Source organism: Neopoerus faecalis (assembly GCF_029218125.1).
In the GTDB taxonomy this organism is placed as follows: Bacteria; Bacillota; Clostridia; order Oscillospirales; family Oscillospiraceae; genus Oscillibacter; species Oscillibacter faecalis_A.
The window spans coordinates 428,980-455,858 of the sequence record NZ_JARFXX010000001.1 but is presented as its reverse complement, the minus strand read 5'-3'; the positions used below and the strand labels follow the sequence as shown (position 1 = coordinate 455,858).

Here is a 26,879-nt window from a genome sequence, read left to right as displayed (position 1 = left end):
CGGAAGTCTTCTTGGCTCAGCCGGCCTTCTGCATGGTCTCCAGCGCCCATGCGCTGTTGGCAGTGTCCGCCACCTTGATGTAGGCGGTGTCGCGGATAGCGTCGCCGATGTCGTCAAAGGCGATGACGCCGGTCACGCCGGTGTAGGTCACGCCGGGCAGAGCCGCCTTCACGGCGCCGGCATCGGTGGAGCCTGCGGCCTTCAGGGCCTCCAGCGCCACATAGTAGGCATCGTAGCCCATGGCGGTGACAGCGGCGATGGTATCGTTGCCGCCGTTGTTGGTCATGGCGGTGGAATCCTCGTTCAGCCATGCCTTGATACCGTCATCAAACTCCGGAGAGCCGCCCTCCTGATAGAACGTGGAAACATACAGCTGCACATCGGAACCGGCAGCCGCCTCCAGCACCTTGTTGCTGTCCAGCGTATCGGAGCCGAGGATGGGGATATCCAGACCCATGGACGCGGCCAGCTTGATGATCTGTGTCGCATAGGCAATGGACACCGGGCAGAAGATGACCTCAGCCCCCTGATCCTTTGCCTTGGCAAGATACGTGCTGAAATCGGAGGTGTTGGTGGGGAAAGCATCGGTGATGACCTCACCGTCAAAGGCATCGGTGAAGTATTTCACAAGGCCCTGATCGTAGTCATTGCCCAGCTCGCCCAGGCAGTAGGCCTTCTTGGCGGAAAACTTATCCTGTGCGAAGTTGGCCAGCACCGTCCCCTGGAACGGGTCAAGGAAACAGATACGGAAATAATAATCGTTGCCCGCGGTAACATTGGGGTTCGTGCAGGTCACACCGATGGCGGCAAGGCCCGCTTCACCGAAAATGGGGCCGCCGGCAATGGCGGAGCTGGAACCATAGGTACCCAGCACCAAGGAAACGTCCTTGCTCACCAGCTCAGAGGCGGCAGTAGGCGCCTTGGCGGAGTCGGAGCCGTTATCGGCGTAAACCAGCTCTACCTGATAGGTCTCACCGCCGATGTCCACCGTAGGGGTGATGTGGTTTGCATACTGCATACCCAGCATCTCCTGCTTGCCGCCGGCGCCGGAATCGCCGGTAGCCGGCTCAAACACGCCGATCCGCACCACCTTGTCCCCGGAGGCAGCGTCGCCGCTTTGGCTGCTGTCACTGTCGGAGTTGCTGGAGCTGCCGCCGCAGGCGGTCATGCCTAAGGCCATGGATAGGGCCAGCAGCATTGCAAAAAACTTTTTCATACAATTCATCCTCCTCTATCATATTGACCGCGGTTTATTCCGCGATACACGCACAAATGTCTTTGCATTTAGATATTCTGTATTTTATGCAAGTCCTTTCCTGTGTGCAAGGTCAAACCCGCACAAAATATTTTCCACATTTCCGCGCTGTCTGCTTCTCTTTTGTTTGCACAATAAGCACATTTGTTTTTTGTGCAAAGACAAACACACCCATTTATGCAATACAGTTCTCATTTTGTCCTCTCGATGAAGACATTTGTGTTCGTTATTTTGATGAATGGCCTTCCGAATTTTTTCCCGTCCCGCTTTCCTATCATTCTATTCGGCTTTTGACAAAAAAATCCCCGGAGCTTTACTCCGGGGATTTTTATACCTTTATTTACTTACCGCTTTCCGTCCATCAAAACGCGGGCAGCTTGGCTGCCACGGCGGCACAGCGGGGACACAGGCCGTTCTCGTCGGCCTTGGTGCTGTGCTTCCAGCAGCGGGGGCACTTGGTACCGGTCGCCTCGCTGACGGATACCGCCAGCTCGCCGCCCACCGTGACCTCCACCTGAGAGACAATGAGCAGGTCTGCCAGCACGGCGCTGTCCATCTCGGCAAGGAAGGCATCCTCCGCCGGAACAGTCAGGGCCACATCGGCCTCCAAGCTCTTGCCGATCTTCTTCTCGGCACGGGCGGTCTCCAGCGCGCCGTTGACGGCGTCACGAACCTCGATGATCTTTTCCCACTTGGTCATCTCGTCAGCGGAGAGGGCATAGTCGGCAAACACGCTGTTCATATCGTTGAACAGCACGTTCCGGTCGTCGTCACCCGCCTTGTGGGGCATGGCCAGCCAAATCTCGTCACCGGTGAAGCACAGGATGGGGGCCATGATCTTGGTGATGGTATCCAGGATCAGATACAGGGCCGTCTGGGCGCTGCGGCGGGCCAGACCGTCGGTCTCATCGCAGTACAGCCGGTCCTTGATGATGTCCAGATAGAAGTTGGACATCTCCACCACGCAGAAATCGTTCACCGCATGGGTGATGACCAGGAACTCATAGTCATCATACGCCTTGGCGCACTTTTCAATCAGGGCGTTCAGACGGGTGACGGCCCAGCGATCCAGCTCCAGCATATCGGCGGGAGCCACCAGGTTGTTGGGATCAAAGCCCTCCAGATTGCCCAGGCAATACCGGGCGGTATTGCGGAACTTCAGGTAGTTCTGGGAGAGCTGCTTGAAGATGGCGTCGGAGCAGCGGACGTCGGCGTGGTAATCGGCAGAAGCCGCCCACAGACGCAGGATGTCCGCGCCGTACTTGTTGAAGATATCAGCGGGGTCCACACCGTTGCCCAGAGACTTGTGCATGGCCTTGCCCTCGCCGTCCACGGTCCAGCCGTGGGTGACACACTCCTTGAAGGGCGCACCGTTGCCGAAGGCGCCCACGGCGGTCAGCAGAGAGGACTGGAACCAGCCGCGGTACTGATCGAGGCCCTCCAAATACATATCGGCAGGCCAGAAGCCCTGATCCCGCTTCATGGACGCCATGTGGGTGGAACCGGAGTCGAACCAGCCATCCAGCGTATCGGTCTCCTTTTCAAAGCCGCTCTTGCCGCCGCAGTGAGGGCAGGTCATACCGGCGGGCAGGAAATCGGCAGGGTCCTTATCAAACCACGCGTTGGAGCCCTCCTTGCCGAACAGGTCGGAGATAGCGGCGATGGTCTCGTCGGTGCACACCGGCTTGCCGCAGTCCTTGCAGTACACCACAGGGATGGGCAGACCCCACCGGCGCTGGCGGGAAATGCACCAGTCGGCGCGTTCGCGAATCATGGACTTCATGCGGTCAACACCCCAGCCCGGGACCCAGCGGACCTCGTCGCAGGCGGCGCAGGCCTCGTCCTTGAAGGCGTCCACGGAGCAGAACCACTGGGGGGTAGCACGGAAGATGATGGGCTTCTTGCAGCGCCAGCAGTGGGGATAGCTGTGGACGATCTCCTCGCTGGCCAGCAGCGCGCCGCTCTCCTTCATATCCTTCAGGATGACCGGGTTGGATTCCTCCACCAGCATTCCGGCGTACTTGCCGGCATAGTCGGTGTGGCGGCCCTGATCGTCCACAGGCACCACCATGTCCATGCCATAGCGCTTGCAGGTCTGGTAGTCATCCGCGCCGAAGCCGGGAGCGGTGTGGACGCAGCCGGTACCGGACTCCATGGTGACGTAATCCGCCAGCACCAGACGGCTGGTCTTGGGCAGGAAAGGATGGTCCGCCAGCATATTCTCAAAGAAGGCGCCCTCGTGGGTCTCCACGATCTCGTAATCGGAGATGCCCGCCACACCCATCACCTTGTCGGTGAGGGCCTCAGCCATGATATACATCTCGCCGCTGCCGTTGTCCTTCACCACGGCGTAGCTCTCGGAGGGATGCAGCGCAATGGCCAGGTTGCCGGGCAGGGTCCAGATGGTGGTGGTCCAGATCACAAAGTTCAGCTTGGACTTGTCCAGATGGCTCAGCTTGCCCTGATCGTCATGCATGGGGAACTTCACATACACGGTGGTGCAGGGATCATCCTGATACTCGATCTCGGCCTCAGCCAGAGCGGTCTCATCGTGATAACACCAGTATACGGGCTTCAGGCCCTTGTAGATGTAGCCCTTCTTGTACATCTCGCCAAAGACCTTGACCTCCTCGGCCTCAAAGCTGGGGTTCATGGTCTTGTAGGGGTGTTCCCAGTCGGCCACCACGCCCAGGCGCTTGAAGCCCTCCATCTGGATGCCGATGTACTTCTCAGCATACTCATGGCAGGCAGTACGGAAATCGGACACGCTCATGGCCTTGCGGTTGAGCTTCTGCTCCTTGATAATGGCGCTCTCGATAGGCATACCGTGGTTATCCCAGCCGGGGATATACGGGGTGTACCGGCCCCGCATGGCGTAGGAGCGGGTGATGATGTCCTTCAGGGACTTGTTCAGGGCATGGCCCATGTGCAGGCCGCCGTTGGAGAACGGAGGGCCGTCATGCAGGGAGAAACGGGGCTTGCCCTCGTTCTTCTTCAGCAGCTCGTTGTAGAGGTCCATGTCCTGCCAGCGCTTGAGCATTTCCGGCTCCCGCTTGGGCAGGCCCGCCCGCATGGGGAAGTCGGTCTTGGGCAGATTGATGGTCTTGTTGTAATCCATGATGCGTCTCCTTTTATATTTGTAAGTCTTTCTTAGTATTTGATCGTAACTGTCCGGCAGTCCCGGCAGAGGTAGGCTGCGGGCCTCATCAGCCCCATAGCTTTTCCCAGCAGCACGTCTCCCGGCCGGGTGGGCAGCGAAAAACCGGTGACCTCCTCAGACCAGAACACCGGCCCCCGGCTGGACAGGTATCCGCGCTCCATCTCTTTTCCGCAAATGGGACACTCCATCGGCTTCCTCCTTTTTGCAGTAAAAAAAGCACCCTGTCTCCTAAGAGACAGGGTGCTGAATGCACTCTGCGGTACCACTCTTCTTGTCGCCTCCCTTACGGGACACGGCCCCTCACGCCTGCCAATACAGGCTGACGGAATAACGCCCGTCACTCGTCCACGCTTACTCGCGTCGTCTTTCAGCAGGAGGCTCCAAGGGGATATTCGCCGCCGCGCCTCACCGCCTCGCACCAAACGGCGGCTCTCTTTGGGGGTCAGCAAACGGGTACTTGTCCTTTTCCACGCCGGATATTCACTTTACCGGGCTATCATACCACATTTTCGCCGTTTGTCAACCGATTTATGCGGAAAAATCAGCTCATCCGCCGCTTCCTCCCCCATCGGCCGCCTATTGATACCTGTAAAGCTGCGCCGTGTAGCCGTCAATGCACCGGAGAAACAGCTCCCGGTCCCGGAATTCCAGCAGCTCTGCTCCTCGTTCCGGGTGAAAGGACACGATTCGCCGGGCCGTGTCCACCCACAAACGGTACACCGCCTCTGCTCCGTCCTCTCTGATACGCGCCGCCCCCTTTTCGCGTTTTCTCCTATTTTATGCAAAAATCGCATAAAAGTCAATATGCGTTTTCTGCATATATTACCCTCAGACTATCCGATAGCAGGAGGTGACGCCATGTATCCCCGTATCCGGGCGCTGCGGGAGGACCGGGATTTGAAGCAGTCCGCCGTGGCCGCTCTGCTGCACATTTCGCAGGCCACCTACTCCCGCTACGAATCCGGCGCGCTGGACATTCCCACCGGAGTCCTGATCGCTTTGGCCGCCTTTTACGGCGTCAGCACGGATTACCTTTTAGGGCTGACCGCCCGCCCGGAGCCATATCCGCCCAAATAGAAAAAAGAGCGCCGCACAGCGCTCTTTTTATTTGCTCTCTATGCTTTCACTGATAGCGGTACAGCTGATTGGTATAGGAATCCACACACCGCAAAAACATTTCCCGGTCCCGGAATTCCATAAGCTGCGCCCCGGCCTCCTCGTGAAAGGAAACCACACGGCGCCGGGTATCCACCCACATTTTCCAAATCGGCTCTCTGGTCATCGTATGTTCCATCATGCAGCTCCTTTCTCCTGTTTTCGACCCGTTTACTTATAAGACGTTTTTACGCGCGGTTTTGTTGCACATTTTTGAAAAATTTCTCAAAATATTTTCACGCTATGGGGCGGCGCTCCATTTTCCGCCCCATAGCAGCGCCAAAAAGCGGGCCGGATAAATATATTCAGGCCAGCAGCGGGCGAAGCACCATGTCATTGACGATGGCGAAGCTCTCCCGCAGATAGTAGTTGGCGTCCAGCCACCACGGCAGCTTGGCCGGGACCTGCACCAGCTCTGTCGGCAGATCCCACAGCAGCCCTACCCGAGCCATGTGAAAGCCGTTGGTGATGACCGCCAGCCTTCCGCCATAGCTGTCAAAGCCCTGCTTTTCCAGCAAGGGCAGGGAATTTTTCAGATTTTGCCGGGTATTGGCGGACTGCTCCTCTAAGATCAGCCGTGCCGGGTCGATGCCCCGCTCCGTCAGGGCATCGTACATGACCCGGGCCTCGGAGATATCCTCCCCCGGCCCCTGTCCCCCGGACAGCACCGCCGGGATGTCCGGATGCGCCTTGAGATACCGCTCCGCCGCGTCGATGCGGGTCTGCAGGGCCACGGAGGGCGTGGTGCCGTTGACCCCGGCTCCCAGAACGATCACAGCGTCCGCCGGTTGGGCTGACTCGTCCCGGCAGCCGATCTGAATGACCCAGACCTCCACCGCCGACAATCCCAGAACCAGCACCGCCAGTCCTGCTTGGGCGATCCGCAGCAGGAGCTTCCATCCCCGGTGGCGGCGGCTCAGCCGGCTCAGGCCCAGCAGCACCAGACAGACCAGCGCCAGTCCCCAGCTCAGCTTTCCGGAAAAGCCCACCCCCGGCAAGCGCTGAAGTCCCAGTCCCAGCAGGCAGAACACCAGCGCCAGCACCGCCGTCAGTCTTTCGGAGCGTTTCCACTCAAAAAACGTATGCTCATTCATATCGTATATTCTCAGATCCTGTCTCCCCGGCGGTCTCCCGCCGGGGAGAGACTGTCGATAAAGTGATAAATCCTCCGCGACGGTAAGGAAGGGTGTGCGCGGGAAACCCAAGAAGGGTGTCCTGCGCCATTGAAATCCCAAGTTTTCAGAATTTTTATGAAGTTCTGAAAACTTGCTCAGCGGGGCGAAAAGACTTTTTCGACACGCTGTCCCCGGCGGTCTCCCGCCGGGGAGCGTCCTTGCGGTACAATTCTATGTCAGGCCGCAGTCGTCACCATCACCGTGGGGCCGTCCGCCCCGCCGATGATGCCGAGACCGGTGGCCTCCGCCCCGGCGGACATGCTGGGGCTGTGGCTGTTGTCCACAGTGGGAGCGGTTTCCGTCTCCGTGGACGAATCATCGCTCTCCGTGCCGAACCACCCCGCCGGGTACTCGCCGTACCGGTCATAATATTCCTCGGGGCTCATATGGAACTGCCCATAGAACTGCTCATATTGGTCCCAGCCGCCCGCGGCGTACTGCCACGGATACCGTTCCCGGTTGGTGACCAGATCGGCGTCGGTGATCAATTTCAGCTCCTTCAATGTCTGGATCGTCTCCGTCATGCCCTCCTTGACGTTGACTTGGATCTCACCATAGGCCCTGTCGAACTGGCTCTCCGGCACCTTGTATTGGAAATGAATTTGGATCTCATAGCTGTCGGCGTCATTATCCACCCGGAACCAGTTATACACGCCCCAGTCCCCATTTTCCGCGTCCTTTGCCACGGCGTCTAAGATCAGGCCCACCTCCCGGCTGCTGAGATCGCTGTAATCCCTCCATGTGTCGATCCACGCTCCATCCAGCTGGAACCCCTCATCCCGCCAGCGGATACGCTTCTGGCGCATCTCCGGGCTGTTGATGAGCTGATCCAGCAGATGGTCATAGGTGTCCTCCCGTGCCATGCGGTCAGGGGTCAGATACAGGCTGTACCGCCGCTCCACCTTCAGCCCGCTGTTGAGCATATAGGTGATCCGGATATTGCTTATGGTTGACTGCGCCCCGGCGTCCTCCACGGCCATATCCGTACTGGCAGTATCCTCATAGTAAGCTCTCGAACTGTATCCCAGAATGTAATCCTTATCGTCGATAATGGTCTGGTGCAGCGTCCGGACCTTCTCGATGAGGGCGTCGTCCTTCCCGGGTGTCAGGTAATAATTGCTGCCGGCGGCGTAGACGTTCACCAGCTTCACGCTGTCCGGCGCGGGGATGCGGCGGGTCACGCCGAACAGATCGTACTTCATGGCGCCGCACAGGGCCGCGCAGCCCAGCGCCACCGCCAGCATCCCCTTCCATGTGGTCTTGAACACCCGGGGCGTTTTCGCCAGCAGCATGGACGCCGCGTAATAGCCCACGGCGCCGCCCGCGATCATGCACAAGATCATGGGCAGAAGCGCGAAGTACTGGCCGTTCTGAAAACTCTCCCACAGCAGGGCGTACAGCAGCCGTCCGCCTAAAATGGCGGCGTAGGCGGCGCAGCCGTACCGGAACACCGGCTTCATCCAGCCCACGGCCACCACGTCCCCGGCGCTCTCGCTGCGGCGTCTGCGGTACAGCAGCCACGCCAGTCCCAGCAGCGCCGCGCCTGCGGCGGCATAGGCGGCGATGAGCCAGCCGTTTTCCAGCGTCACGGAGGTCAGCACACTGGTCTCATACCGCTGACCGCCCAGTCGATCCGTCACCCACTGGGTCTCGTAGGTGCTGTTGGGAGAGATCTTCTGTATGAGGTATACCACGGGGCTGAGCCACTCCACGGTACCGGAATAGCTGCTGTTCAGGCCAAAGCAGAAGCCCTGCGCCAGCAGGTTCACCATGAAGTCCGTCAGCACGGCGATAAAGTTCAGCAGTCCGTAAAGGGCGGGCAGCATGAACACGTTGCCCACGATGAAGGCGCAGAAGGTAGCAAGGCCGAAGAAGAACAAACTCTCCCCCATAACGCCCAAGACCGTCACCAGCACGCCCACCGGCTCAAAGCCGCCAAACAGCATCGTCACCAGCACCAGCAAAACGCCGGTGACGGTGTAGGGAATGGCCATCATCGTCAGGCCGGACAGCACATTGGTGACAAACAGCCCCTCCCGGCGGACGGGCAGCGTGTGCATCATTCCCACGCTGCGGGCGTTGTAAAGATAGTTCCACACCGCCATGGCGCACAAAATGGCGTACACGATGGAAATAACCGGCACTCCATAGGACAGCACAGTGTAATACGCCTGTCTGGTCTCCAGAGGCGACCAGAACTGGAACCCGTTGTGCAGCAGCTCCAGCAGCATCGCCAAGGGGAACATGGCCCCGCCGAAAGAGGCCAGACCCCACAGCGGCCAGTACCGGGACAGGTTTTTCTTAAAAAGCGTACCGTTAAAGTACGATGTCTTTGACCGCATAATCCGCACCTCCCAATTCGTAAATAAAGATCTCCTCCAGCGTCAGGGGCACCGCGTCCACCAGCAGCGGGTTGTAGGCCATCAGCCGCTCCGTGGCCTCCTGCGCGTTCATCCGCATGATGAGGGTATGCACCCGGCCGAGCTTCGAGGCGTGAAGCACCGGCAGCTCCGCCGGAACGTCCTCCATTCCGTCAGGGAACACCACCTGCAATTTCACCATGTTATCCTGCAACTGGGCCAGACTCCGCTCCAGCAGCACATGGCCGTGATCCATGATGCCCACGTGGTCGCACACGTCCTCCAACTCCCGGAGGTTGTGGCTGGACACCAGCACCGTAGTGCCCCGCTCCGCCACATCGCCCATCATCAGGCTCCATACCTGCCGGCGCATCACCGGATCAAGACCATCCACCGGCTCATCTAAAATAAGGTAGTCCGGCATGGCGGACAGCGCCAGCCAGAAGGCTGCCTGCTTCTGCATTCCCTTGCTGAGCCGCCGAATCTGCCGTTTTTCGTCCAATTCAAAAACTTCCTTCAGCTTTTCGTACCGCTCTGTGGAGAACTGGGGATAAAACCCCCGGTAAAAAGTCATCATATCCCGGATGGTGGCGGAGTTAAAATAGTACCAGTCGTCGGGAATGGCGGCGATTCGCGCCTTCAGCGCCGCGTTTTCCCACACATCCTCCCCGCCGATGCGGACGGTGCCGCTATCCTGTCGGAAAATGCCGGTGAGATGGCGGATGATGGTGGATTTACCCGCGCCGTTAGGGCCTACCAGCCCATAGACCGCCCCGGTGGGGACGCTGAGCGTCGCGTCATTGAGCGCCGCAAAGCCGCCAAAGCGCTTTGTGACGTTTTTCACCTCGATCATTGTTCATATACCTCCTTGATCAGCGTCATGGCCTCCTCGGCGGTCACGCCCAAATAGCGCAGCTCACCCATCAGCTTCCGCAGGTCCCCCGTCAGGGATGCCCGCCTTGCGGCGTCGGCGTCCGCCGTGCCGCTGACAAAGCTCCCCTTTCCGGCCACGGAGTAGATATAGCCCTCCGCCTCCAGCTCATTGTAGGCCCGCTGGATGGTATTGGGGTTGATGGAAAGCTGCGTGGCGAGGGACCGCACCGATGGCAGCTTTTCGTCCTGCTTCATGGCCCCGGTGACGATCATCCGCCGCAGCCCATCCTTGATCTGTTCGTAAATGGGCCGCGAATCCCTGTAATTCAGTGTCAGCACAGCAGCATTGCTCCTCCTTTTCCATAGCTTTGTCCGCCCGGTCCGATGGGCGGGTCAGCGGTGCAAAAGCACGGCGGTCAGCGAAATACCGACACCCCCGCGCCCGCAGCGCTCAGTAAAAAGCATGGCGCTCACAGCGCCCCCCTTCCTTCAGGGCTGCAAAGCCACAGCCACAAGGCCCGCGCCCGCTAAAATCAGCACCGCAAAGGCGGCGATGCCCGCAAATCCGATACTCATTCCTTCAGCGCTCCCTTCTGTCCCGGCTTCAGTAAAACGCCCACCGTCAGCGCCGCCACGGCACCCAGCACCATAAGCGCGGCGATGAGCTTTCTTACGATTTTCATATTGCTCCTCCAAACCGTATTAACTATACTATGTGTGTTAGTACAGTTAATATAACACGATGCCGCGCCCCTGTCAATCCCATTTCAAAAAATATTTTCCAATCGCTCTCCGCCCGTTTTCGCTCCCCTTTTCACTTTACATGATAAAAAATAAGAGGTTTTTTGCATTTTTCTCTTTACAACAGGATATTCCTATGATAAACTTGTTCAGCACGTAAACCGTGCACACTTCCGTGGCTTCGTTTTGCGGAGGCTTTCACCACTCCCATGGCGCAGTCTGCGGAGAATATTTTGAAAGGTGGAAATACACTATGCTGCGTAAAGATCAGAAAACGGCCGTGATCGAGGCCAACCGTACCCACGAGACCGACACCGGTTCCCCCGAGGTCCAGGTTGCCATCCTCACCGAGCGCATCAACATCCTCACCGAGCACATGCGCGCCAACCCCCAGGACAAGCACTCCAACCGTGGTCTGCTGAAGATGGTCGGTAAGCGCCGCAGCCTGCTGGACTATCTGCAGAAGAAGGATATCGAGCGCTATCGTGCCCTGATCGCCAAGCTGGGCATCCGTAAGTAAGAAGCAACGAGGGTGACGGAGCAGTTCTCCGTCACCCTTTTCTGCGAATTTCAAGCATTTCCGCCGGGGGCCGTTGCTTTTTGTGTTTGAAACTGTGCCCGAAGCTCGGACATGGTTTCAAATACGAAAAGAGCCGCTCCCGAGCACCAAAGAAAAGGAGCAATCTTATGTCAACCATTATCACCCATCGTCAGTTCCCCGGCTACCACAAGTACGAGATGGAGCTGGCGGGCCGCCCCCTGACTCTGGAGGTCGGCAAGCTGGCGGAGCTGGCCAACGCCGCCGTTATGGTGGGCTACGGCGACACCCGCGTGCTGGTGTGCGCCACCGCCTCCGCCCGTCCCCGGGACGGTATCGACTTCTTCCCCCTGAGCGTGGATTTTGAGGAGAAGATGTACTCCGTGGGCCGTATCCCCGGCAGCTTCAACCGCCGTGAGGGCCGCCCCGGTGAAAAGGGCATCCTGACCTCCCGCGTCATCGACCGCCCCATCCGTCCCCTGTTCCCCTATGACTTCCGCAACGATGTGTCCATTATGGCCACCGTCATGAGCGTGGACCATGACTGCTCTCCCGAGATTGCCGCCCTCATCGGCACCTCCGCCGCCCTCGCCATTTCCGACATTCCCTGGAACGGCCCTGTGGGCGCCGTGAAGATGGGCCTTGTGGACGGTGAGCTGGTCATCAACCCCACCAGCGAGCAGCGCAAGGTCTCCGATCTGGACGTCACCGTGGTCTCCACCGGCAAGAAGGTGGTCATGATCGAGGCCGGCGCCAACGAGGTTCCCAACGATAAGATGTTCGAGGCCATCCAGAAGGCCCACGAGGAAAACCAGAAGCAGATCGAGCTCATCAATAAGATGGTCGCCGAGATCGGCAAGCCCAAGTTCGACTATCCTCACGCCGACTTCAACTACGAGCTGTTCAACAAGATCACCGCCGACTTCATGGACGAGGCCAAGGCCGCCATGGATACCGACGATAAGAACGTCCGCGAGGCCCGCTGGAACGCCATGATCGAGCACTGGCACGAGAAGTACCTCGAGGAATATCCCAACATGGACCAGTACCTTGAGGAAATCACCTATAAGTTCCAGAAGATGATCGTCAAGGAGTGGCTGCTGCAGGGCCACCGCGTGGATGGCCGCCAGAAAAACGAAATTCGTCCTCTGGCCGCCGAGGTGGGTGTACTGCCCCGGGTCCACGGCTCCGGCCTGTTCACCCGCGGTCAGACGCAGGTGCTCTCCGTCTGCACGCTGGACACTCTTTCCGCCTGCCAGAAACTGGACACCATCTGGGAGGAGACCGAGAAGCGCTATATGCACCACTACAACTTCCCCGGCTACTCCGTCGGCGAAGCCAAGCCCGCCCGTTCTCCCGGCCGCCGCGAGATCGGTCACGGCGCTCTGGCCGAGCGCGCCCTGCTGCCCGTGATTCCCTCTGTGGAGGACTTCCCCTACGCCATCCGCGTGGTGAGCGAGGTCGTCTCCTCTAACGGCTCCACCTCTCAGGGCTCCATCTGCGGCTCCACGCTGGCCCTAATGGATGCCGGTGTGCCCATCAAGGCTCCTGTGGCCGGCATTTCCTGCGGTCTTATTCAGGACGATGACGGCGGTTTCACCACGTTTATCGACATTCAGGGCGTGGAGGACTTCCACGGCGAAATGGACTTCAAGGTGGCCGGCACCAAGAAGGGCATCACCGCTATCCAGATGGATCTGAAGAATGACGGTCTGACCATGGAGATCATCAAGAACGCGCTGGACATCACCTATGATGCCCGCTGCGAGATTCTCGACCAGATCATGCTACCTGTCATCTCCGAGCCCCGCAAGGAGGTCAGCCGCTACGCACCCAAGATGATCGTCATGCACATCAATCCCGACAACATCCGGGACGTCATCGGCAAGGGCGGCTCCGTCATCCAGAAGATCGTGGCCGATACCGGCGCCAAGATCGACATTGACGATGACGGCACCATCCACATCGCCGCGGCGGATGCCTCCGCCTGTGATGCCGCCAAGAAGTGCATCGATGACATCGTGTTCGTCCCCGAGGTAGGCAAGCTGTACTACGGCCGCGTGGTGCGCCTGATGACCTTCGGTGCCTTCGTGGAGCTGGCTCCCGGTAAGGACGGTCTTGTGCACATCTCCAAGCTGGCCGACCACCGCATCGAAAAGGTGGAGGACGCCTGCAAGATCGGTGACATGATGTGGGTCAAGGTCACGGACATTGACGAAAAGGGCCGTGTGAACCTCTCCCATAAGGATGCCATGCGTGAGATCGCCGCCAAGGAAGCCGTCGGCGAGCGCGTGAAGTAATTTTTCTCTATCAAAACAGCAAAACGCCGGACGGGGCGGGCAGTTCGCCCGCCCCGTCCTTTTCCGTTTCGGCGCAGCACAGCCCGCCCCACAACCTCCCAAGAAAAGGAGCCGCCTATGCACTCTGCCTTGGAGATCACCCTGCTCAACACCGTTTTCTGGACAGCGCTCCACTTCGGCACGGCGGAGCTGGTCACACATCTCCCTCTTGACGTCCAGCACCGCCTTTTCGATTGGCAGCGGCCCTTTTTCCATGTGTCCGAAAAGGAAATGACCCTGTACCGCCGCCTCCGGCTCCCCCGCTGGAAGGACCGTTTACCCCAGTTCAACCCGGAGTTTGATAAGCGCCATCTGGCCGCCTCTCTCACTCCGGCCTATCTGCGGGAATTTCTGGGCGTTACCTGCCACGCCGAAATTATCCACGAGCTCATCGCCCTGCTGGGCTTTTTCTCCCTGTTTTTCTGCCTGCTGTGTGAGCGCCCTCTGGATTGGCTGCCCCTCTTTTTTCTCATAGCCCTGTTCATCGGGCTGTGCAATCTGCCCTTTGCCGCTATCCAGCGCTACAACCGTTACCGCCTGCTCCGTCTGCTCCGGCGGGTGGAAGCACATGAAAGGACTTGACTCTATGGACCTCATCGCCGCCATTGCCACCGGCAGCGCCGCCACTGCCATCGGCATCGTCCGCGTGTCCGGCGCGGGGTGCTTTGCCGCCTGTGACCGGGTATTCCGCCCCCGGAACGGCAGACCCTTCGCCGACCAGCCTTCTCATAGGCTGATGTTCGGTGAAATGCTGGATTCCGCCGGTGCGGTCATTGACCGCGGCCTTGCCGTTCGCTTTGACGGAAGCCACAGCTACACCGGCGAGGATTCCGCCGAGTTCCACTGCCACGGCTCCCCGGTGGTGCTCCGGGAGCTGCTCTCCGCCCTGTTCGCCGCCGGAGCCCGGCAGGCCCGGGCCGGGGAATTTACCCGCCGCGCCTTTTTGAACGGCAAAATGGATCTGACGGAGGCAGAGGCGGTCATCGACCTCATTGACGCTCAGTCCGCCGCCGCCGCAAAAAACGCCGCCGCCCAGTTGGACGGTGGTCTCCGCCGCCGGTTAGAACCAGTGCAGGAGGCCCTTATTGACGTCACCTCCCGCTTTTACGCCGTGGTGGACTACCCGGACGAGGACATCGAGGATATCCGCCCAGAGCAGATCGAAGCCGCGCTTCACACGGCCGAATGCACCCTTTCCGCCCTGCTGGACACCGCCGGACGGGGCCGGGTACTGAAAAACGGCGTCCGCACCGCCATCATCGGTCGCCCCAACGCCGGGAAATCCTCCCTGCTCAACGCGCTGGCCGGCTATGACCGCGCCATCGTCACTGACATTCCCGGCACCACCCGGGACACGGTGGAGGAAACCGTCACCTGCGGCGGCGTGCTCCTGCGGCTCATTGACACCGCCGGCATCCGCGATACCGCCGATGCCGTGGAGCAGATCGGCGTGGACCGCAGCCGGCAGGCGGCGGAAACGGCCGATTTAGTCATTGCCGTGGCGGATGGCGGACAGTCTGTCCCCGCCGTTGACCCGGACATTCTCTCCCTTGCTGCCAAGGCCCCCCACTGGATTCTGGCTGTCAGCAAAAATGACCTGAACCCCACCGCCCCGCTGCCCCGCTGCCCGGAGGGGCTGCGCCCGCCGGAGGCCGTTCTGACCTTCAGCTCCGTGACGCCGGAGGGCCTGAAGCCGCTGATGCGCGCCATAGAACGCTGCTTCCCCGCCGGCTCTCCCGCCGAGGCCGGGTCGCTTCTGACCAACGTCCGGCAGGAATCCGCCGTTCGCCGGGGGCTGGTGGCCGTTCGCCGCGCCGCCGCCGCGCTGAAAACGGGCCTGACGCCGGACGCCGTGCTGACGGACGCCGAGGAAGCTCTGAACGCCGTGGGCGAACTGACGGGCCGCACCGCCCGGGACGAGATCGTAAACGCGGTATTCAGCCGCTTCTGTGTCGGAAAATAACGGATTTTGCCGAAAACGTTTTCCGTTCTCCTCATTCGGCATTTTATTGAACGCATGATTTCGTTTACAAAACCATACAGCCGTGCTATACTTTTCTTGATTCCAACGAAAGGAGCACCAATATGGAAGACATGACCGATTTTCGCCGCCAACTATCCTCCCGCCGCCCGTCGGACTGGGAGCATCTGCCTGATTTCCCGCTGTACATGGATCAGGTCCTCTCCTATATGGAGCGGCAGACCGTCCGGCTGGATGAGGATGACGCCCTCACCGCCTCCATGGTAAATAATTACGCCAAAAATGCCCTGCTCCCCCGGGCCGAGGGCAAGAAATACAACCGGGAGCATCTGGCCTATCTCACGTTTATCTGCATTCTCAAGCAGGTGATGTCCGTTCGGGACATGGACCTGCTCATCCGCGCTGAGCTGAAGGATGACCGCTCCGTGGAGGATGGCTACGGCGCCTTTCTTGATAGTCTTGACAGCGCCCTCACCGCCGCCGCGCAGGAGATGGAGCCCTATGAGTCCGGTGCCGACCCGGCGGACGCCGCCGTGCACTTCGGCCTTCTGAGCTATGCCGCCGGGCTTGTGAGCCGGCATTATGTGGCGCAGCTCCGCTCACAGGCCCCCACAGTCGACAAAGCCGCCAAGGCCGGAAAGGAGCGGAAGGACCATGCGTGATTACGTGCTGCTCACCGATAGCTGCTGCGACCTCTCCGCGGAAATGGCCGCGGAGCTGGGCGTGGAGATTCTGCCCCTGAGCCTTGAAATGGGCGGAAAAAGCTACCGCAACTACCCGGACGGACGGGACATCGGCTTTCAGGAGTTTTACACCCGGCTCCGCGCTGGGGAGCTGGCCACCACCTCCGCCGTGAACGTGGGCGAATTTGAGGATAAAATGCGGGCCCTCCTGCAAACCGGGCGGGACATTCTCTGCCTCAGCTTTTCCTCCGCCCTCTCCACCACCTACCAGTCCTCCGTCATTGCAGCGGAGGAGCTGCGAAGCGAATTTCCCGATGCGCGCATTGAAACGGTGGACACCCTCTGCGCCTCCTTGGGGCAGGGACTTTTGGTATACCTCTGCGCCATGGAAAAGCAGAAGGGCCGCAGTCTGGACGAGGTAAAGACCTTTGCGGAGCAGACCCGCCTCCACGTCTGCCACTGGTTTACGGTGGACGATCTCAACCACCTCAAGCGCGGCGGCCGTATCAGCGCCGCCACGGCGCTGTTCGGCACCATGCTCTCCATTAAGCCGGTGATGCACGTAGATGATGAAGGCCGCCTCATTCCCGTCAGCAAGGCCCGGGGCCGCAGGGCGTCACTGCTGGCGCTGGTGGACCGCATGGCGCAGACCGCCATCGACCCGGCAAACCAAACCGTATTCATCAGCCATGGCGACTGTCTGGAGGACGCCGAATTTGTAGCGTCGGAGCTGCGCCGCCGGCTGAACGTCCAGACAATTCACATCAACTACGTGGGACCGGTCATCGGCAACCATTCCGGCCCCGGCACCATGGCGCTGTTCTTCCTCGGCACCCAACGCTGAGAGGCGCCCACAAAAATCAGAGATAAATCGAGGCGATATCAATGGAATGGCTGGAGCTGCACATTGACACGAATCACGCCGGTCTGGAGCCGTTGGAGATCTTCCTCTCCGCCAACGGCGTAGACGGTGTGGTCATTGACGATGAACAGGATTTCCAGAGCTTTTTGGAAAACAATCATCAATACTGGGACTATGTGGACGAGGATTTAGAGGCGTCCATGAAGGGCAAGTCCCGCATCACATTCTATCTCCCGGCGGACGACGAGGGCTTTGCCCGTCTGGGCGCCCTCCGCACAGCCCTTCAGACCTTTAAAGAGGCCCACGCCGGGCAGTACGGCTCTTTGCTGATGACCATGGAAAACCTGAAGGACTCCGACTGGGAAAATAACTGGAAGCAGTATTATAAGCCCATGGAGATCGGCCAGCGCCTGCTGGTGATTCCCGAATGGGAGCAGGAAAATGTTCGCGGACAGGCGAAATACGCCGGAAAGGTCCCCCTGATTTTAGAGCCGGGCCTGACCTTCGGCACCGGCAGCCACGCCACCACCCGCCTGTGCCTCACAGCTCTGGAGCAGGCGGTCCACGGAGGGGAAAGGGTCCTCGACCTTGGCTGCGGCAGCGGCATTTTGTCCATCGCTGCCCTGACACTGGGCGCCGCCTCCGCCGCCGCTGTGGATATTGACGACAAGTGCCTGACCGTTGCCTATGAAAACGCGGCTCTCAACGGCATCGGCCGCGACCGCTACACCGTTCTCGTGGGAGACGCCGTGTCCGACCGCGCCCTGAAGGCGCAGCTTGGCGGCGGCTATGACATCGTGGTGGCCAACATCGTGGCGGACGTCATCATCGGCCTTGCCCCCTCCGTCCGGCAGTTTTTGAAGCCCGGCGGCCTGTTCCTGTGCTCCGGCATCATCGATACCCGCGCCGACGAGGTGGCAGACGCTCTGCGTCATGCCGGCTGGACCATTGAGGATACCCGCTCTGGCGAGGGCTGGTATTCCTACACTTGCCGCTGATTGGAGATGAGCCTAAACCGGTGAACCTGCAGAAAGTCAACGATTGGGTCTCTAAAAATATTCCCTTTCTCATCTTAGGTACTCTGCTTCTGGGCCTGCTTTTCCCAAAGCAGCTCGGCGCCTTCTCTCCATACGTCAGCTGGATGATGGTCTTCCAGACCTTTGCCAACAGTCTTGGCGGCGGCTTCCGGGACCTCGGGCGGGCACTGACCCACCCCAAGCCCGTGCTGCTGACGCTGGGAATCCTCCATCTGCTCATGCCCCTGATCGCTCTGGGAATCGGCTCGGCGCTGTTTCCGCAGGACCCGCTGTATACCCTGAGCCTCGTGCTGGTGGAAAGCTCCCCGGCAGCGGTCTCCACCCTCATCTGGATGACCATTGGCGACGGGAATACCGAAGTGTGCCTTTCCACCGTCCTGCTGGATTCTCTTATCTCCCCCATTGTCCTGCCCCTGACGCTGCGGCTGCTGTGCGGCTCCGTGGTGGAGCTGGACACCATGGGCCTTGTCCGCAGCCTGCTGTTCATGGTGGTGATTCCCGCCGCCGTTGCCATGCTGCTGTGCCGCTTTTGGGGCAAGGAGCCCTGCACCCGGCTCAAGCGCCGGCTGGCGCTGCCCTCCAAGCTGATGCTGCTGCTGATCGTGGGCTCCAACATCACCCGCTGCGCCGATAAGCTGCACCATCTGGACAGCGCCCTGCTGTTTTTGATGCTGGCCTCCATCCTCATGCGAATCATCGGCCTCTGCCTGGGCTATTTTGCCGGGCGGCTGTTCCGTCTGCCCTACGGCACCGGCCTTGCCGTGACCGTCAGCAGCGGAATGCGCAATAACTCCGCCGCAGCCGCGCTGGCCGCCCAGTATTTCCCTGCCGATGTGGTGTTCTCCCCCTCTATCTCCCCGGTATTTTCCCAGCTTTCGGTTTCGATTGCCATGCGCTTTCTCGTGCGCGGACGCCCGCAGCCGGAAAAAACGAAGCATAACACCCCTCAAAGCGCGGATTCCTCCGCGCTTTGATAGTTTTCCGGAATTTCCCGACAGTTTTCCCGCCATTTCCCGCCTCCTTCCGCTGTATAATCGCCTTATCAGCAGAAAGGAGGCATTTTTGTATGTTGGACACGCAGGTACTTTGGCTCCCGGTGGAGGCTATCGCCCCCAATCCCGCCCAGCCCCGGCGGGACTTTGACCCCGTTCCCCTCTCCGAGCTGGCAGACTCCATCCGCCGCCACGGGATTCTTCAGCCCCTGTCCGTCCGCCGGACGGAGGCGGGCTGGGAGCTGGTAGCGGGCGAGCGCCGCCTTCGGGCGGCAAAGCTGGCGGGCCTTTCAAGCGTCCCCTGTCTCCGGGTAGAGGCGGAGGCAGACGAATCCGCCCTGCTGGCCCTTATCGAAAATATCCAGCGCCGGGACCTGCACTACCTGGAGGAGGCCGCCGCCATCGCCGCCTATCTCCGCCGCTCCGGCGCCACGCAGGAGGAGGCCGCCGCCCGATTGGGCCGTTCCCCCTCTGCCCTTGCCAATAAGCTGCGGCTGCTGCGGCTCTCCCCGGAATGCTGCCGCCTGCTGGTGGAAAACGGCCTCACGGAGCGCCACGCCCGGGCGCTGCTGCGGCTGGAGGACGAGGAGGAACGGCTGGACGCCCTTCGTCACATGATCCGCGGCCATCTCAATGTGGCCCAGACGGAGCAGTACATTGAAAAGCACCTTGCCCGCCTTCAGGCCACGCCCCCAGCGGGCCGCCGCATCTTTCTTCTGAAGGATGTCCGCCTGTTCCTCAACTCGCTGGACCGGGGCCTTCGATTGATTCGTGAGGCCGGTGTCGGCGCGGAATCCCGCCGGGAGGACACGGAGGACGCCATTTTACTCACCATCCGCATCCCAAAGGCCGCCGGACACCCGCCCGCCCCGTGATTTTTTCGCATTTTCCCCTCTGCCCGCCTGTACTGTTACCGGATTGTAACAGCTTTTTTCCAAAAAGAATGGTATGATAGCGTTAAATGGGAGATTGTTACCAACATTGACAGGGGTAAATGATGGTCCCCACTTCACACAACCATGAAACAGGAGGGCTTCCCTATGGAACCGATCCGTGAAGCCGATGTGCAGACCCAGCCGGGAAAGCGGCTGGCGGAGAAAACAGAAAAACGCGGAAGTAAGCGGCCATGGATGATCGCCGTGGTCATTGCGGCAGTGCTGGTTGCGGCCTATCTGGCCCTGTGCGCCTACGCCGGCTCTCTCGATACCTTTTACCCCAACCGCCATATCAACGGCATTGACGTAGGCGGCCTCACCGTCAGCGAGGCCCAGTCCGCGCTGGAAACCCGGCTCCCGGCGCAGACGATCATCCTTGTCAACGAGGAACGGCAGCTTCAAACCACTCTCACCGTGGCGGAGCTGGGCTATACGGCAGAGTCCTTTGCTGGGGACGCGCAGTTCTGGATGGACGCGGAGCGGGACACGCCGTTTCTGCGGCGGGGCTGGGCCTATCTTGCCACGCTGTCCGGCCATTGGCCCGGCGGCGCTCATTGGCCGGACATGAACGAGGCCGTGCTCACAAAAACCGTCGCCCGCCTGACAGAGGTGCTGACGGAGCCTCCGGCTGACACCTCCGGCGAGCTGGACGGTCAGACCCTCCGCATCACCAAGGCCCATGACGGTTACGCCCCGGAGTCTCTCCGCCCTCTGTTATCAGACATCGCCTCGTACAGCCAGAGCGGCTACACGATTCCCGTTACCCTTGAGACCCTCCCCGCGCGGGACCTCACCGCCCAGCAGCTCCATGACCGGCTCCATGGCGAAATGAAAAACGCCTCCTACGATGCCGCCTCCGGCTCCATCGTGCCCGAGCAGTTCGGCGCGGATTTTGACGTTGCCGCCGCGCAGACCGCGCTGGATGGCGCCGTCCCCGGCGAAACAGTCTCCGTCCCCGCCGTCATTGAAGAACCTGAGGTCACCGCCTCCGATTTGAAGATGCTCCTGTTCCGGGACGTGCTGGGCGAGGCCCGCACCCACGTTTCCGGTTCCGCCGGACGCATCGGCAACGTGAAGCTCTCCGCCAAGCTCATCAACGGCATCGTCCTCAACAGCGGCGATACGTTCTCCTATAACGATTCTGTCGGCAAACGCACGGAGGCCCGGGGCTTCAAGCCCGCTCCCGCCTATGTCAAGGGCGAGACTGTGGACGAGGTGGGCGGCGGCATCTGCCAGACGTCCTCCACACTGTACTTAGCCTGTCTTTTGAGCAACATGGAAATCACGGAGCGCTATGCCCACCGCTATGTCCCCGCTTACATCGACTGGGGCATGGACGCCACCGTTTCGTGGGGCGGCCCGGACTATAAATTCACCAATAACACCCTTTACCCGGTGAAGATCGTCACCGAATACAGCAAAGGCTACCTTACCATCAAGCTCCTTGGCACCAACATCGACGGTATCCGGGTGAAGATGACCAACGAGGTTCTCTCCAAAACGCCGTGGGAAACGGTCTATCAGGAGGATTCCACCATGGCCCCCGGCTCACCGGACGTGGTGAAGGTCACGCCCTACACCGGCTATAAGGTCAAGACCTATCAGACGATTTACGATAAAAACGGCAGCGTGATCGACAGCCATTTCGAGGCCGCCAGCGACTATAAGGTGCGGAACAAGGTGGTGCTTCAGGCCCCTGCCGCCGCGCCCGGCAGCGCCCCGGCGGACCTTCCCGCCGACACGCCCGCACCGTCGGATACCCCGGCGGAAACGCCCCAGCAGCCGGAGCCTGCCCCAACTCCCGACCCGGAACCGGAGACGCCCACCATTGTTGTCACACCGGATTCTCCATCGGAGACATGAATTTTTCCATTGCAAAAAAAGAAGCGGAGGCTTACAGCCCCCGCTTCTTTCAGCGTGTCGAAAAAGTCTTTTCTCCCCGCTGAACAAGTTTTCAGAACTTCATAAAAGTTCTGAAAACTAAGGATTTCAATGGCGCAGGACACCCTTCTTGGGTTTCCCGCGCACACCCTTCCTTACCGTTGCGGAGGATTTACCACTTTATCGACAGTCTCAAAGAAGCGGAGGCTTACAGCCCCCGCTTCTTTTTCAATGTCCGAATGTCCTCGCCCACAAAGGGCAAAAGCTGATATTCCCCCTCCACGCGGGAGGCGATCTGCTCGGAGTACCGCTGTCCCAGCGCTTCCGGCATCAGGTTCGTGCTGATAATGGTGGATTTCTTTTCCAGCAGCCGCCCGTTTATGATCTGGTACAGCGCGCTCTGGACAAAGGCGGTCAGCATCTCCGTCCCCAGATCGTCCAAAATCAAGAGGTCGCAGCCCATGACCCGCTCCACATCCCGGTCGGCCTCGTCCCGGCCGAACTTCTGAGCCTCAAAGCGCTCAAAAACGTGCCCCGCCGTGTCATATACCACGGAAAAGCCCTTGCCGCTGACCTCCCGGGCAATGGCGGCGGACAGATGCGTCTTTCCCAGCCCCGGCCGCCCGAACAGTAGCAGGTTTGCCGGTTTTTTCCCGAAATTATGGGCGTATTCCACACAGGTGTCATATACCCACTCCATGTGCTCCCGGGCGGATTTGCTCTTTCCCGGCGCCCGCTGCCCATCGTACCAGTCTGTGTCAAAGGTGTCAAAGCTCTGCCCGCCCAAATCCAGCAGACGGGAAAGCTCCCGGCGCTGCTCCTCCACATAATAGGTCTTCAGGCAGCGGCACAGCTCGCCGCCCCGGAACCCGGTGTCCCCGCACAGCGGACAGGCCGGGGTGTCCTCCAGCGCGTCCTCCGGCAGTCCCAGCTCCGATAAAAGCTGCCGCCGCTCCGCCTGCAGGCCGAGATTTTCCTCCCGCAGCCGCGCGATCTCCGGCAGCGGGTCCTGTCCCCGCCGCAGCGCGGCGGCCATCACGCGGCTGGCCGTGCGGCGCAGCTGCTCCTGAATTTCCCGCAGCCGGGGGCGGCGGGCATAAATTTCCTCCCGCTGGGCGGCAAGCTCCGCCTCCCGCCGGGTGCGGTCCGCCTCATAGCGCTCCTGCGCCAGGCGCAGCAGCCTTCCGTCATATGCCATGCTGCCCCTCCCTTACACGTATTTCCACGCATCGCCGGTATCCCGGACCGGCGCCTTGCCTGCCGGGGGCCTGTCCGCGCGCTGAACGTCCTCCGGCGTATGTAGTCCCGCCTCGTGCCACCGCTTCAGAATACCGTTGCAGTACGCCCACTTCAGCTCGTGGCACTTAAGCACCGTCTTGTCGCAGGCCAACGCCACCGTTTCCGGCGGAAAGCCCATCTCCTGCCACGCCGCAAGATACTTTTCCTCCGACGCCACCGGCATCCGGTCGCCAAGGCCCAGTGCCCGCATATACTGCGGGATGGCTCCCTGCCGCTCCGTATACTTTTTCAGGTACTCCACCGCCGCCCGCTGGGTGTCGATACCTCTGCGGGCCCATGCGTAGCCCTCTTTTTCAATCTGTCGCAGCGTGGGCCGCCGGCCCGCGCCGTACTTCCGGGTAATGCGCTCTACGCAGTGGTTCACCAGCAGGAAAATAACGTCCGCCGGCAGGCCCAGATAGTCGTTCAGTCCCAGCAGCACGCCCACATCCGGCGTGGTGAGGCGCTTGCCCAGCTTTTTTTCCACCTCGGCGGTGAGCATACGGAACTCCTCGCTGCTCTCCAATCGGCGGGCAATGTCCTCCCGCTGATAATCCGGCCGCTCGTCCGCCGGCTCCGGAACGTCCTCCGCAGCCGGGGCCAGCAGCCGCAGCTCCCGCAAAACGCTCTCCGCAGCCTCGATGCGGCTCCGCTCCCAGCGCAGCTCACCGGCCAGTGACCGGGGCTGTACGCTGCCGTGGTGCCGCAGGAGCGCCAGATATAAAAGCGCCGCGTCGCCGTCGCCCCGCTCCAGCAGCCGCTTTGCGGCCTGCGCTGTCAGCGTGACGGGCTCCTCCGCCGTGTGGATGAGAATACTTGCCATCTGCCGCTCCCTCCTTTCCGCCTGTTTCTTCGGTCTTCTATTCTACACGAAATTTTCCTCCGGGGCAAGTATCTCCCACCCGGTTGTAAACTTTTTCATTTTTTTCATTTTTTGCTGATTTTACTGGAACGCTGCGCTAAATCATGTTATACTGGAAACTGTAATATCATGTGCTTTCCGCACAGAAGGATAGAAGGAGGAAGCGCGTATGGCAAACCGTGTCACCATCACGATCTGCGGAGAGGAGTACACCCTTGTGGCGGACGAATCCTCCGCTTATATGCAGAAGGTCGGCAGCTATGTCAGCGATAAGATGACGGAGGTGCTGGAGGGCGCCAAGGTCGCCCGCACCGACGCGGCGGTGCTCACCGCCGTAAATCTGGCGGACGAGCTGTTCAAGTCCCAGACCGCCGCCGAGCAGCTCCGGGTGCAGATCAAGGGCTATCTGGACGAGGCCTCCAAGGCGCAGAACGAGGTCAGCGAGCTCAAGCGGGAGGTTTTCCGCCTCCAGCAGCGCTTGGACGCCCGGAAGTAATGGCGTTGGAGCTTCTATCCCCCGCCGGTTCGCCGGAGGCTCTCCGTGCCGCCGTGCAGAGCGGCTGCGGCGCGGTGTATCTGGGCTGGGGCGCGTTCAACGCCCGCCGGGGCGCCAAAAATTTCACGGATGAGGAATTTGCTGCCGCCATTCGGTACTGTCATGTCCGGGGCGTTCGGGTCTTTCTCACCCTGAATACCCTTGTAACGGACCGGGAGCTGCCCGCCGCGCTGGACGCCGCCCGCACCGCCTGCCGTTTGGGGGTGGATTCCGTTCTCGTGCAGGACTGGGGCCTTTTTTCCCTGCTCCGGGAAACGCTGCCGGACCTCCCCCTCCACGCCAGCACGCAAATGAGCCTGTTCACCTCCGGCGGCGCCAACGAGGTGTATCACGATGGCTGTGAGCGGGTGGTGCTGGCCCGGGAGTGCTCCAAGGAGGACATCGCCGCCGTGTGCCGTGCCTGTCCTGCCGAGGTGGAGGTTTTCGGCCACGGCGCTCTTTGTATGTGCTATTCCGGCCAGTGTGCTTTCAGCGCCCTCATCGGCGGCCGCAGCGGCAACCGGGGCACCTGCGCCCAGCCCTGCCGCCTGCCCTACGGCTTCAACGCCCCCGCGAAAAACACCTACCCCCTCAGCCTGAAGGATAGCTGCCTTGCCTCCCGTCTTGAGGACATGGCGGACATGGGCGTTTCCTGCGTCAAGTTAGAGGGCCGCATGAAGCGCCCGGAATACGTGGCAGTGGTCACGGACATCTACGCCCGCTTGATTCGCGAGCGCCGCCGCCCCACTCCTGCCGAAGCGCAGGCACTGGAGCTGGCCTTTTCCCGCTCCGGCTTTACGGAGGACTACTGGCTGGGCCGCCACGGCCCTGCCATGTTCGGCATCCGGCCGGAAAATACCCCGGAGCCGAAAGAGTTGTTTGCCGCTGCCCGGGCCCGCTGTGAAAAGGACGATGCCCGGACGGTCCCCATTCACTTTTCCTGTATTTTAGCGGCGGAGACCCCCGCCTCTCTCACCGTTTCGGATGGAGACGGTCACACCGTTACCGTTTCCGGCCCCACCCCGGAGCTGGCCCAAAACAAGGCCCTGACCGCCGCCGAGGTCTCCGCCCGTCTGCAAAAGACCGGCGGCACCGCCTTCCGCTGCGCGGACTGCGCTGCACAGGTCGCGGGCGGTCTGTTCCTCTCCGCCGGGGCGCTGAACGCCCTCCGGCGGGACGCCCTCTCCGCGCTGGAGGAGGCCCGCTGCGCCGTGCCGCACCGCCGGGAGCTGCCGGTGCCGCCTTTGCCGGACCTGGACTGCGCCGCCCCCTCCCCGGCCCTGACGGTCTCCGTCGCCTCATGGGCACAGGCCGAAGCGCTGCTGCCCCTTTCCCCCGCACGGCTCTGCGTCCCCCTTGAAATTCTGGCGGAGCAAACGGCCCTCCCCGCCTTTTCCGGGGAATGGTGCGCCATTCTCCCCCGCGTCTGGCGGGATTCTGACGAACCGCAGCTCCGCGCGTGGCTGGCCCACGCCAAGGCCATGGGTGTCACCGCCGCGCTATCGGGCAACCTCGGCCACCTGCCGCTGCTGCGGGACAGCTGCCTGACCGTTTCCGGCGATTTCGGCCTCAACGTGTTCAACAGCCGCGCTCTGGACTATCTCCGGCGCAAGAATCTTGCCGCCGCCTGCCTGTCCTTTGAGCTGCGCTTCCCCCAAATGCGGGATATGCAGAAGGTGATTCCGGCAGAGGCCATTGTCTATGGCCGCCTGCCGCTGATGATCACGGAAAACTGCCTCGTGCAGAACGGTACCGGCTGCCGCCTCAGTGAACGCGGCGCCGCCGTTCCGCAGGACGCCCCCTGCCGCAAACCCAACTACCTTCAGGACCGCACCGGCGCCCGCTTTCCTCTTCTCCCGGCCTACGGCCACCGGACGGAGCTGCAAAACAGCGCCCCCCTCTGGCTTGCGGACAAGCCGGACTGGCGGCACTGCGGCCTTCGCTTTGCCCGCCTCCGCTTCACAACGGAGTCTCCGGCAGACTGCGCCGCCATTTTCCGGGCCTATGAAAACGGCGCTCCCGCCCCCGCCGCCTTTACCCGCGGGCTGTACTACCGCGGTGTGGATTGACTCTTTGCGGGCCTTGCCTGCCCAAAGTGCCGCCATGCGGCACAAAATTGTACCTCCATTTTCTTTTGCCCGGCAACATACAGCGATTCGCTGTGCGAATGCGGCGTTTCGCCGCAGAAATGCACCCCCCATTTTCTTTTTGAGACATCAAAAAGAAAATACGCCGTG

24 protein-coding genes are annotated in these 26,879 nt (G+C 60.9%); 13 read left to right on the top strand and 11 right to left on the bottom strand.

Features of this window, described 5'->3' with window-relative positions:
• Positions 1–16: 16 nt before the first annotated feature.
• From PY311_RS02080 to PY311_RS02065, 4 genes are all read right to left on the bottom strand, one after another.
• On the bottom strand, positions 17–1,216 hold the full coding sequence (locus PY311_RS02080) for an ABC transporter substrate-binding protein (RefSeq protein WP_286147019.1): 1,200 nt from the start codon (positions 1,214–1,216) through the stop codon (positions 17–19).
• A 400-nt stretch (positions 1,217–1,616) separates the two neighbouring features.
• Positions 1,617–4,373 (bottom strand): isoleucine--tRNA ligase, encoded by a 2,757-nt coding sequence (ileS, locus tag PY311_RS02075; protein WP_286147018.1) that lies wholly within the window; start codon positions 4,371–4,373, stop codon positions 1,617–1,619.
• Positions 4,374–4,405: 32 nt separating this feature from the next.
• Positions 4,406–4,603, bottom strand: coding sequence for a PF20097 family protein (locus PY311_RS02070; protein ID WP_286147017.1), 198 nt, complete (start codon positions 4,601–4,603; stop codon positions 4,406–4,408).
• A 388-nt stretch (positions 4,604–4,991) separates the two neighbouring features.
• Positions 4,992–5,135: a hypothetical protein gene (locus tag PY311_RS02065; protein ID WP_286147016.1), complete on the bottom strand. Its 144-nt coding sequence runs from the start codon at positions 5,133–5,135 to the stop codon at positions 4,992–4,994.
• Positions 5,136–5,273: 138 nt separating this feature from the next.
• On the opposite strand from PY311_RS02065, the gene PY311_RS02060 reads away from it, so the two are divergent.
• Positions 5,274–5,492, top strand: coding sequence for a helix-turn-helix domain-containing protein (locus tag PY311_RS02060; protein WP_286147015.1), 219 nt, complete (start codon positions 5,274–5,276; stop codon positions 5,490–5,492).
• Between the two features lie 46 nt (positions 5,493–5,538).
• Here the strand turns inward: PY311_RS02060 and PY311_RS02055 are convergent, their stop codons facing one another.
• From PY311_RS02055 to PY311_RS02035, 5 genes are all read right to left on the bottom strand, one after another.
• Positions 5,539–5,712, bottom strand: coding sequence for a hypothetical protein (locus PY311_RS02055; protein ID WP_286147014.1), 174 nt, complete (start codon positions 5,710–5,712; stop codon positions 5,539–5,541).
• 163 nt (positions 5,713–5,875) lie between these two features.
• Complete coding sequence (locus PY311_RS02050; protein ID WP_286147013.1) at positions 5,876–6,664, bottom strand: YdcF family protein; 789 nt, start codon at positions 6,662–6,664, stop codon at positions 5,876–5,878.
• A gap of 257 nt (positions 6,665–6,921) precedes the next feature.
• The gene (locus PY311_RS02045) at positions 6,922–9,087 is read right to left on the bottom strand and encodes an ABC-2 family transporter permease (protein ID WP_286147012.1); all 2,166 of its coding nucleotides are present in this window, start codon (positions 9,085–9,087) and stop codon (positions 6,922–6,924) included.
• Positions 9,062–9,958, bottom strand: a complete 897-nt coding sequence (locus PY311_RS02040) for an ABC transporter ATP-binding protein (protein WP_286147011.1) — start codon at positions 9,956–9,958, stop codon at positions 9,062–9,064. The genes PY311_RS02045 and PY311_RS02040 overlap by 26 nt, the downstream gene beginning before the upstream one ends.
• Complete coding sequence (locus PY311_RS02035; protein ID WP_286147010.1) at positions 9,955–10,317, bottom strand: GntR family transcriptional regulator; 363 nt, start codon at positions 10,315–10,317, stop codon at positions 9,955–9,957. The genes PY311_RS02040 and PY311_RS02035 overlap by 4 nt, the downstream gene beginning before the upstream one ends.
• A 655-nt stretch (positions 10,318–10,972) precedes the next feature.
• On the opposite strand from PY311_RS02035, the gene rpsO reads away from it, so the two are divergent.
• The 10 genes from rpsO to PY311_RS01985 all read left to right on the top strand — a co-directional run bounded on the left by rpsO (position 10,973) and on the right by PY311_RS01985 (position 21,949).
• Positions 10,973–11,239, top strand: coding sequence for a 30S ribosomal protein S15 (gene rpsO / locus PY311_RS02030; protein ID WP_187014233.1), 267 nt, complete (start codon positions 10,973–10,975; stop codon positions 11,237–11,239).
• Positions 11,240–11,406: 167 nt separating this feature from the next.
• The gene (locus PY311_RS02025) at positions 11,407–13,557 is read left to right on the top strand and encodes a polyribonucleotide nucleotidyltransferase (protein WP_286147009.1); all 2,151 of its coding nucleotides are present in this window, start codon (positions 11,407–11,409) and stop codon (positions 13,555–13,557) included.
• A gap of 117 nt (positions 13,558–13,674) precedes the next feature.
• Positions 13,675–14,178: a glycosyl-4,4'-diaponeurosporenoate acyltransferase CrtO family protein gene (locus tag PY311_RS02020; RefSeq protein ID WP_286147008.1), complete on the top strand. Its 504-nt coding sequence runs from the start codon at positions 13,675–13,677 to the stop codon at positions 14,176–14,178.
• The gene (gene mnmE / locus PY311_RS02015; RefSeq protein ID WP_286147007.1) at positions 14,165–15,559 is read left to right on the top strand and encodes a tRNA uridine-5-carboxymethylaminomethyl(34) synthesis GTPase MnmE; all 1,395 of its coding nucleotides are present in this window, start codon (positions 14,165–14,167) and stop codon (positions 15,557–15,559) included. The genes PY311_RS02020 and mnmE overlap by 14 nt, the downstream gene beginning before the upstream one ends.
• Positions 15,560–15,681: 122 nt before the next feature.
• Positions 15,682–16,239: a DUF1836 domain-containing protein gene (locus PY311_RS02010; RefSeq protein WP_286147006.1), complete on the top strand. Its 558-nt coding sequence runs from the start codon at positions 15,682–15,684 to the stop codon at positions 16,237–16,239.
• On the top strand, positions 16,232–17,104 hold the full coding sequence (locus tag PY311_RS02005) for a DegV family protein (RefSeq protein ID WP_286147005.1): 873 nt from the start codon (positions 16,232–16,234) through the stop codon (positions 17,102–17,104). The genes PY311_RS02010 and PY311_RS02005 overlap by 8 nt, the downstream gene beginning before the upstream one ends.
• Positions 17,105–17,145: 41 nt before the next feature.
• On the top strand, positions 17,146–18,120 hold the full coding sequence (gene prmA / locus PY311_RS02000) for a 50S ribosomal protein L11 methyltransferase (protein WP_286147004.1): 975 nt from the start codon (positions 17,146–17,148) through the stop codon (positions 18,118–18,120).
• A gap of 20 nt (positions 18,121–18,140) precedes the next feature.
• Positions 18,141–19,133: a bile acid:sodium symporter family protein gene (locus tag PY311_RS01995; RefSeq protein WP_286147003.1), complete on the top strand. Its 993-nt coding sequence runs from the start codon at positions 18,141–18,143 to the stop codon at positions 19,131–19,133.
• A gap of 92 nt (positions 19,134–19,225) precedes the next feature.
• Positions 19,226–20,026 carry a ParB/RepB/Spo0J family partition protein gene (locus PY311_RS01990; RefSeq protein ID WP_286147002.1) on the top strand — a complete coding sequence of 267 codons (801 nt, stop codon included), beginning with the start codon at positions 19,226–19,228 and terminating at the stop codon, positions 20,024–20,026.
• 165 nt (positions 20,027–20,191) lie between these two features.
• The gene (locus tag PY311_RS01985; RefSeq protein ID WP_286147001.1) at positions 20,192–21,949 is read left to right on the top strand and encodes a VanW family protein; all 1,758 of its coding nucleotides are present in this window, start codon (positions 20,192–20,194) and stop codon (positions 21,947–21,949) included.
• A gap of 226 nt (positions 21,950–22,175) precedes the next feature.
• Here PY311_RS01985 and PY311_RS01980 read toward each other — a convergent pair whose 3' ends face one another.
• Together PY311_RS01980 and PY311_RS01975 are read right to left on the bottom strand one after the other, a co-directional pair.
• Entirely contained in the window at positions 22,176–23,165 is a 990-nt protein-coding gene (locus tag PY311_RS01980; protein ID WP_286147000.1) for an ATP-binding protein, read from the bottom strand.
• A gap of 12 nt (positions 23,166–23,177) precedes the next feature.
• The gene (locus tag PY311_RS01975) at positions 23,178–24,068 is read right to left on the bottom strand and encodes a DnaD domain protein (protein ID WP_286146999.1); all 891 of its coding nucleotides are present in this window, start codon (positions 24,066–24,068) and stop codon (positions 23,178–23,180) included.
• Positions 24,069–24,276: 208 nt separating this feature from the next.
• Here PY311_RS01975 and PY311_RS01970 point away from each other — a divergent pair, with 208 nt between their 5' ends.
• Entirely contained in the window at positions 24,277–24,603 is a 327-nt protein-coding gene (locus tag PY311_RS01970; RefSeq protein ID WP_286146998.1) for a cell division protein ZapA, read from the top strand.
• A complete protein-coding gene (locus PY311_RS01965; RefSeq protein WP_286146997.1) occupies positions 24,603–26,711 on the top strand; it encodes a U32 family peptidase in 2,109 nt (702 codons plus the stop codon). Before PY311_RS01970 ends, PY311_RS01965 begins: the two co-directional genes overlap by 1 nt.
• The last annotated feature ends 168 nt before the right edge of the window (positions 26,712–26,879 follow it).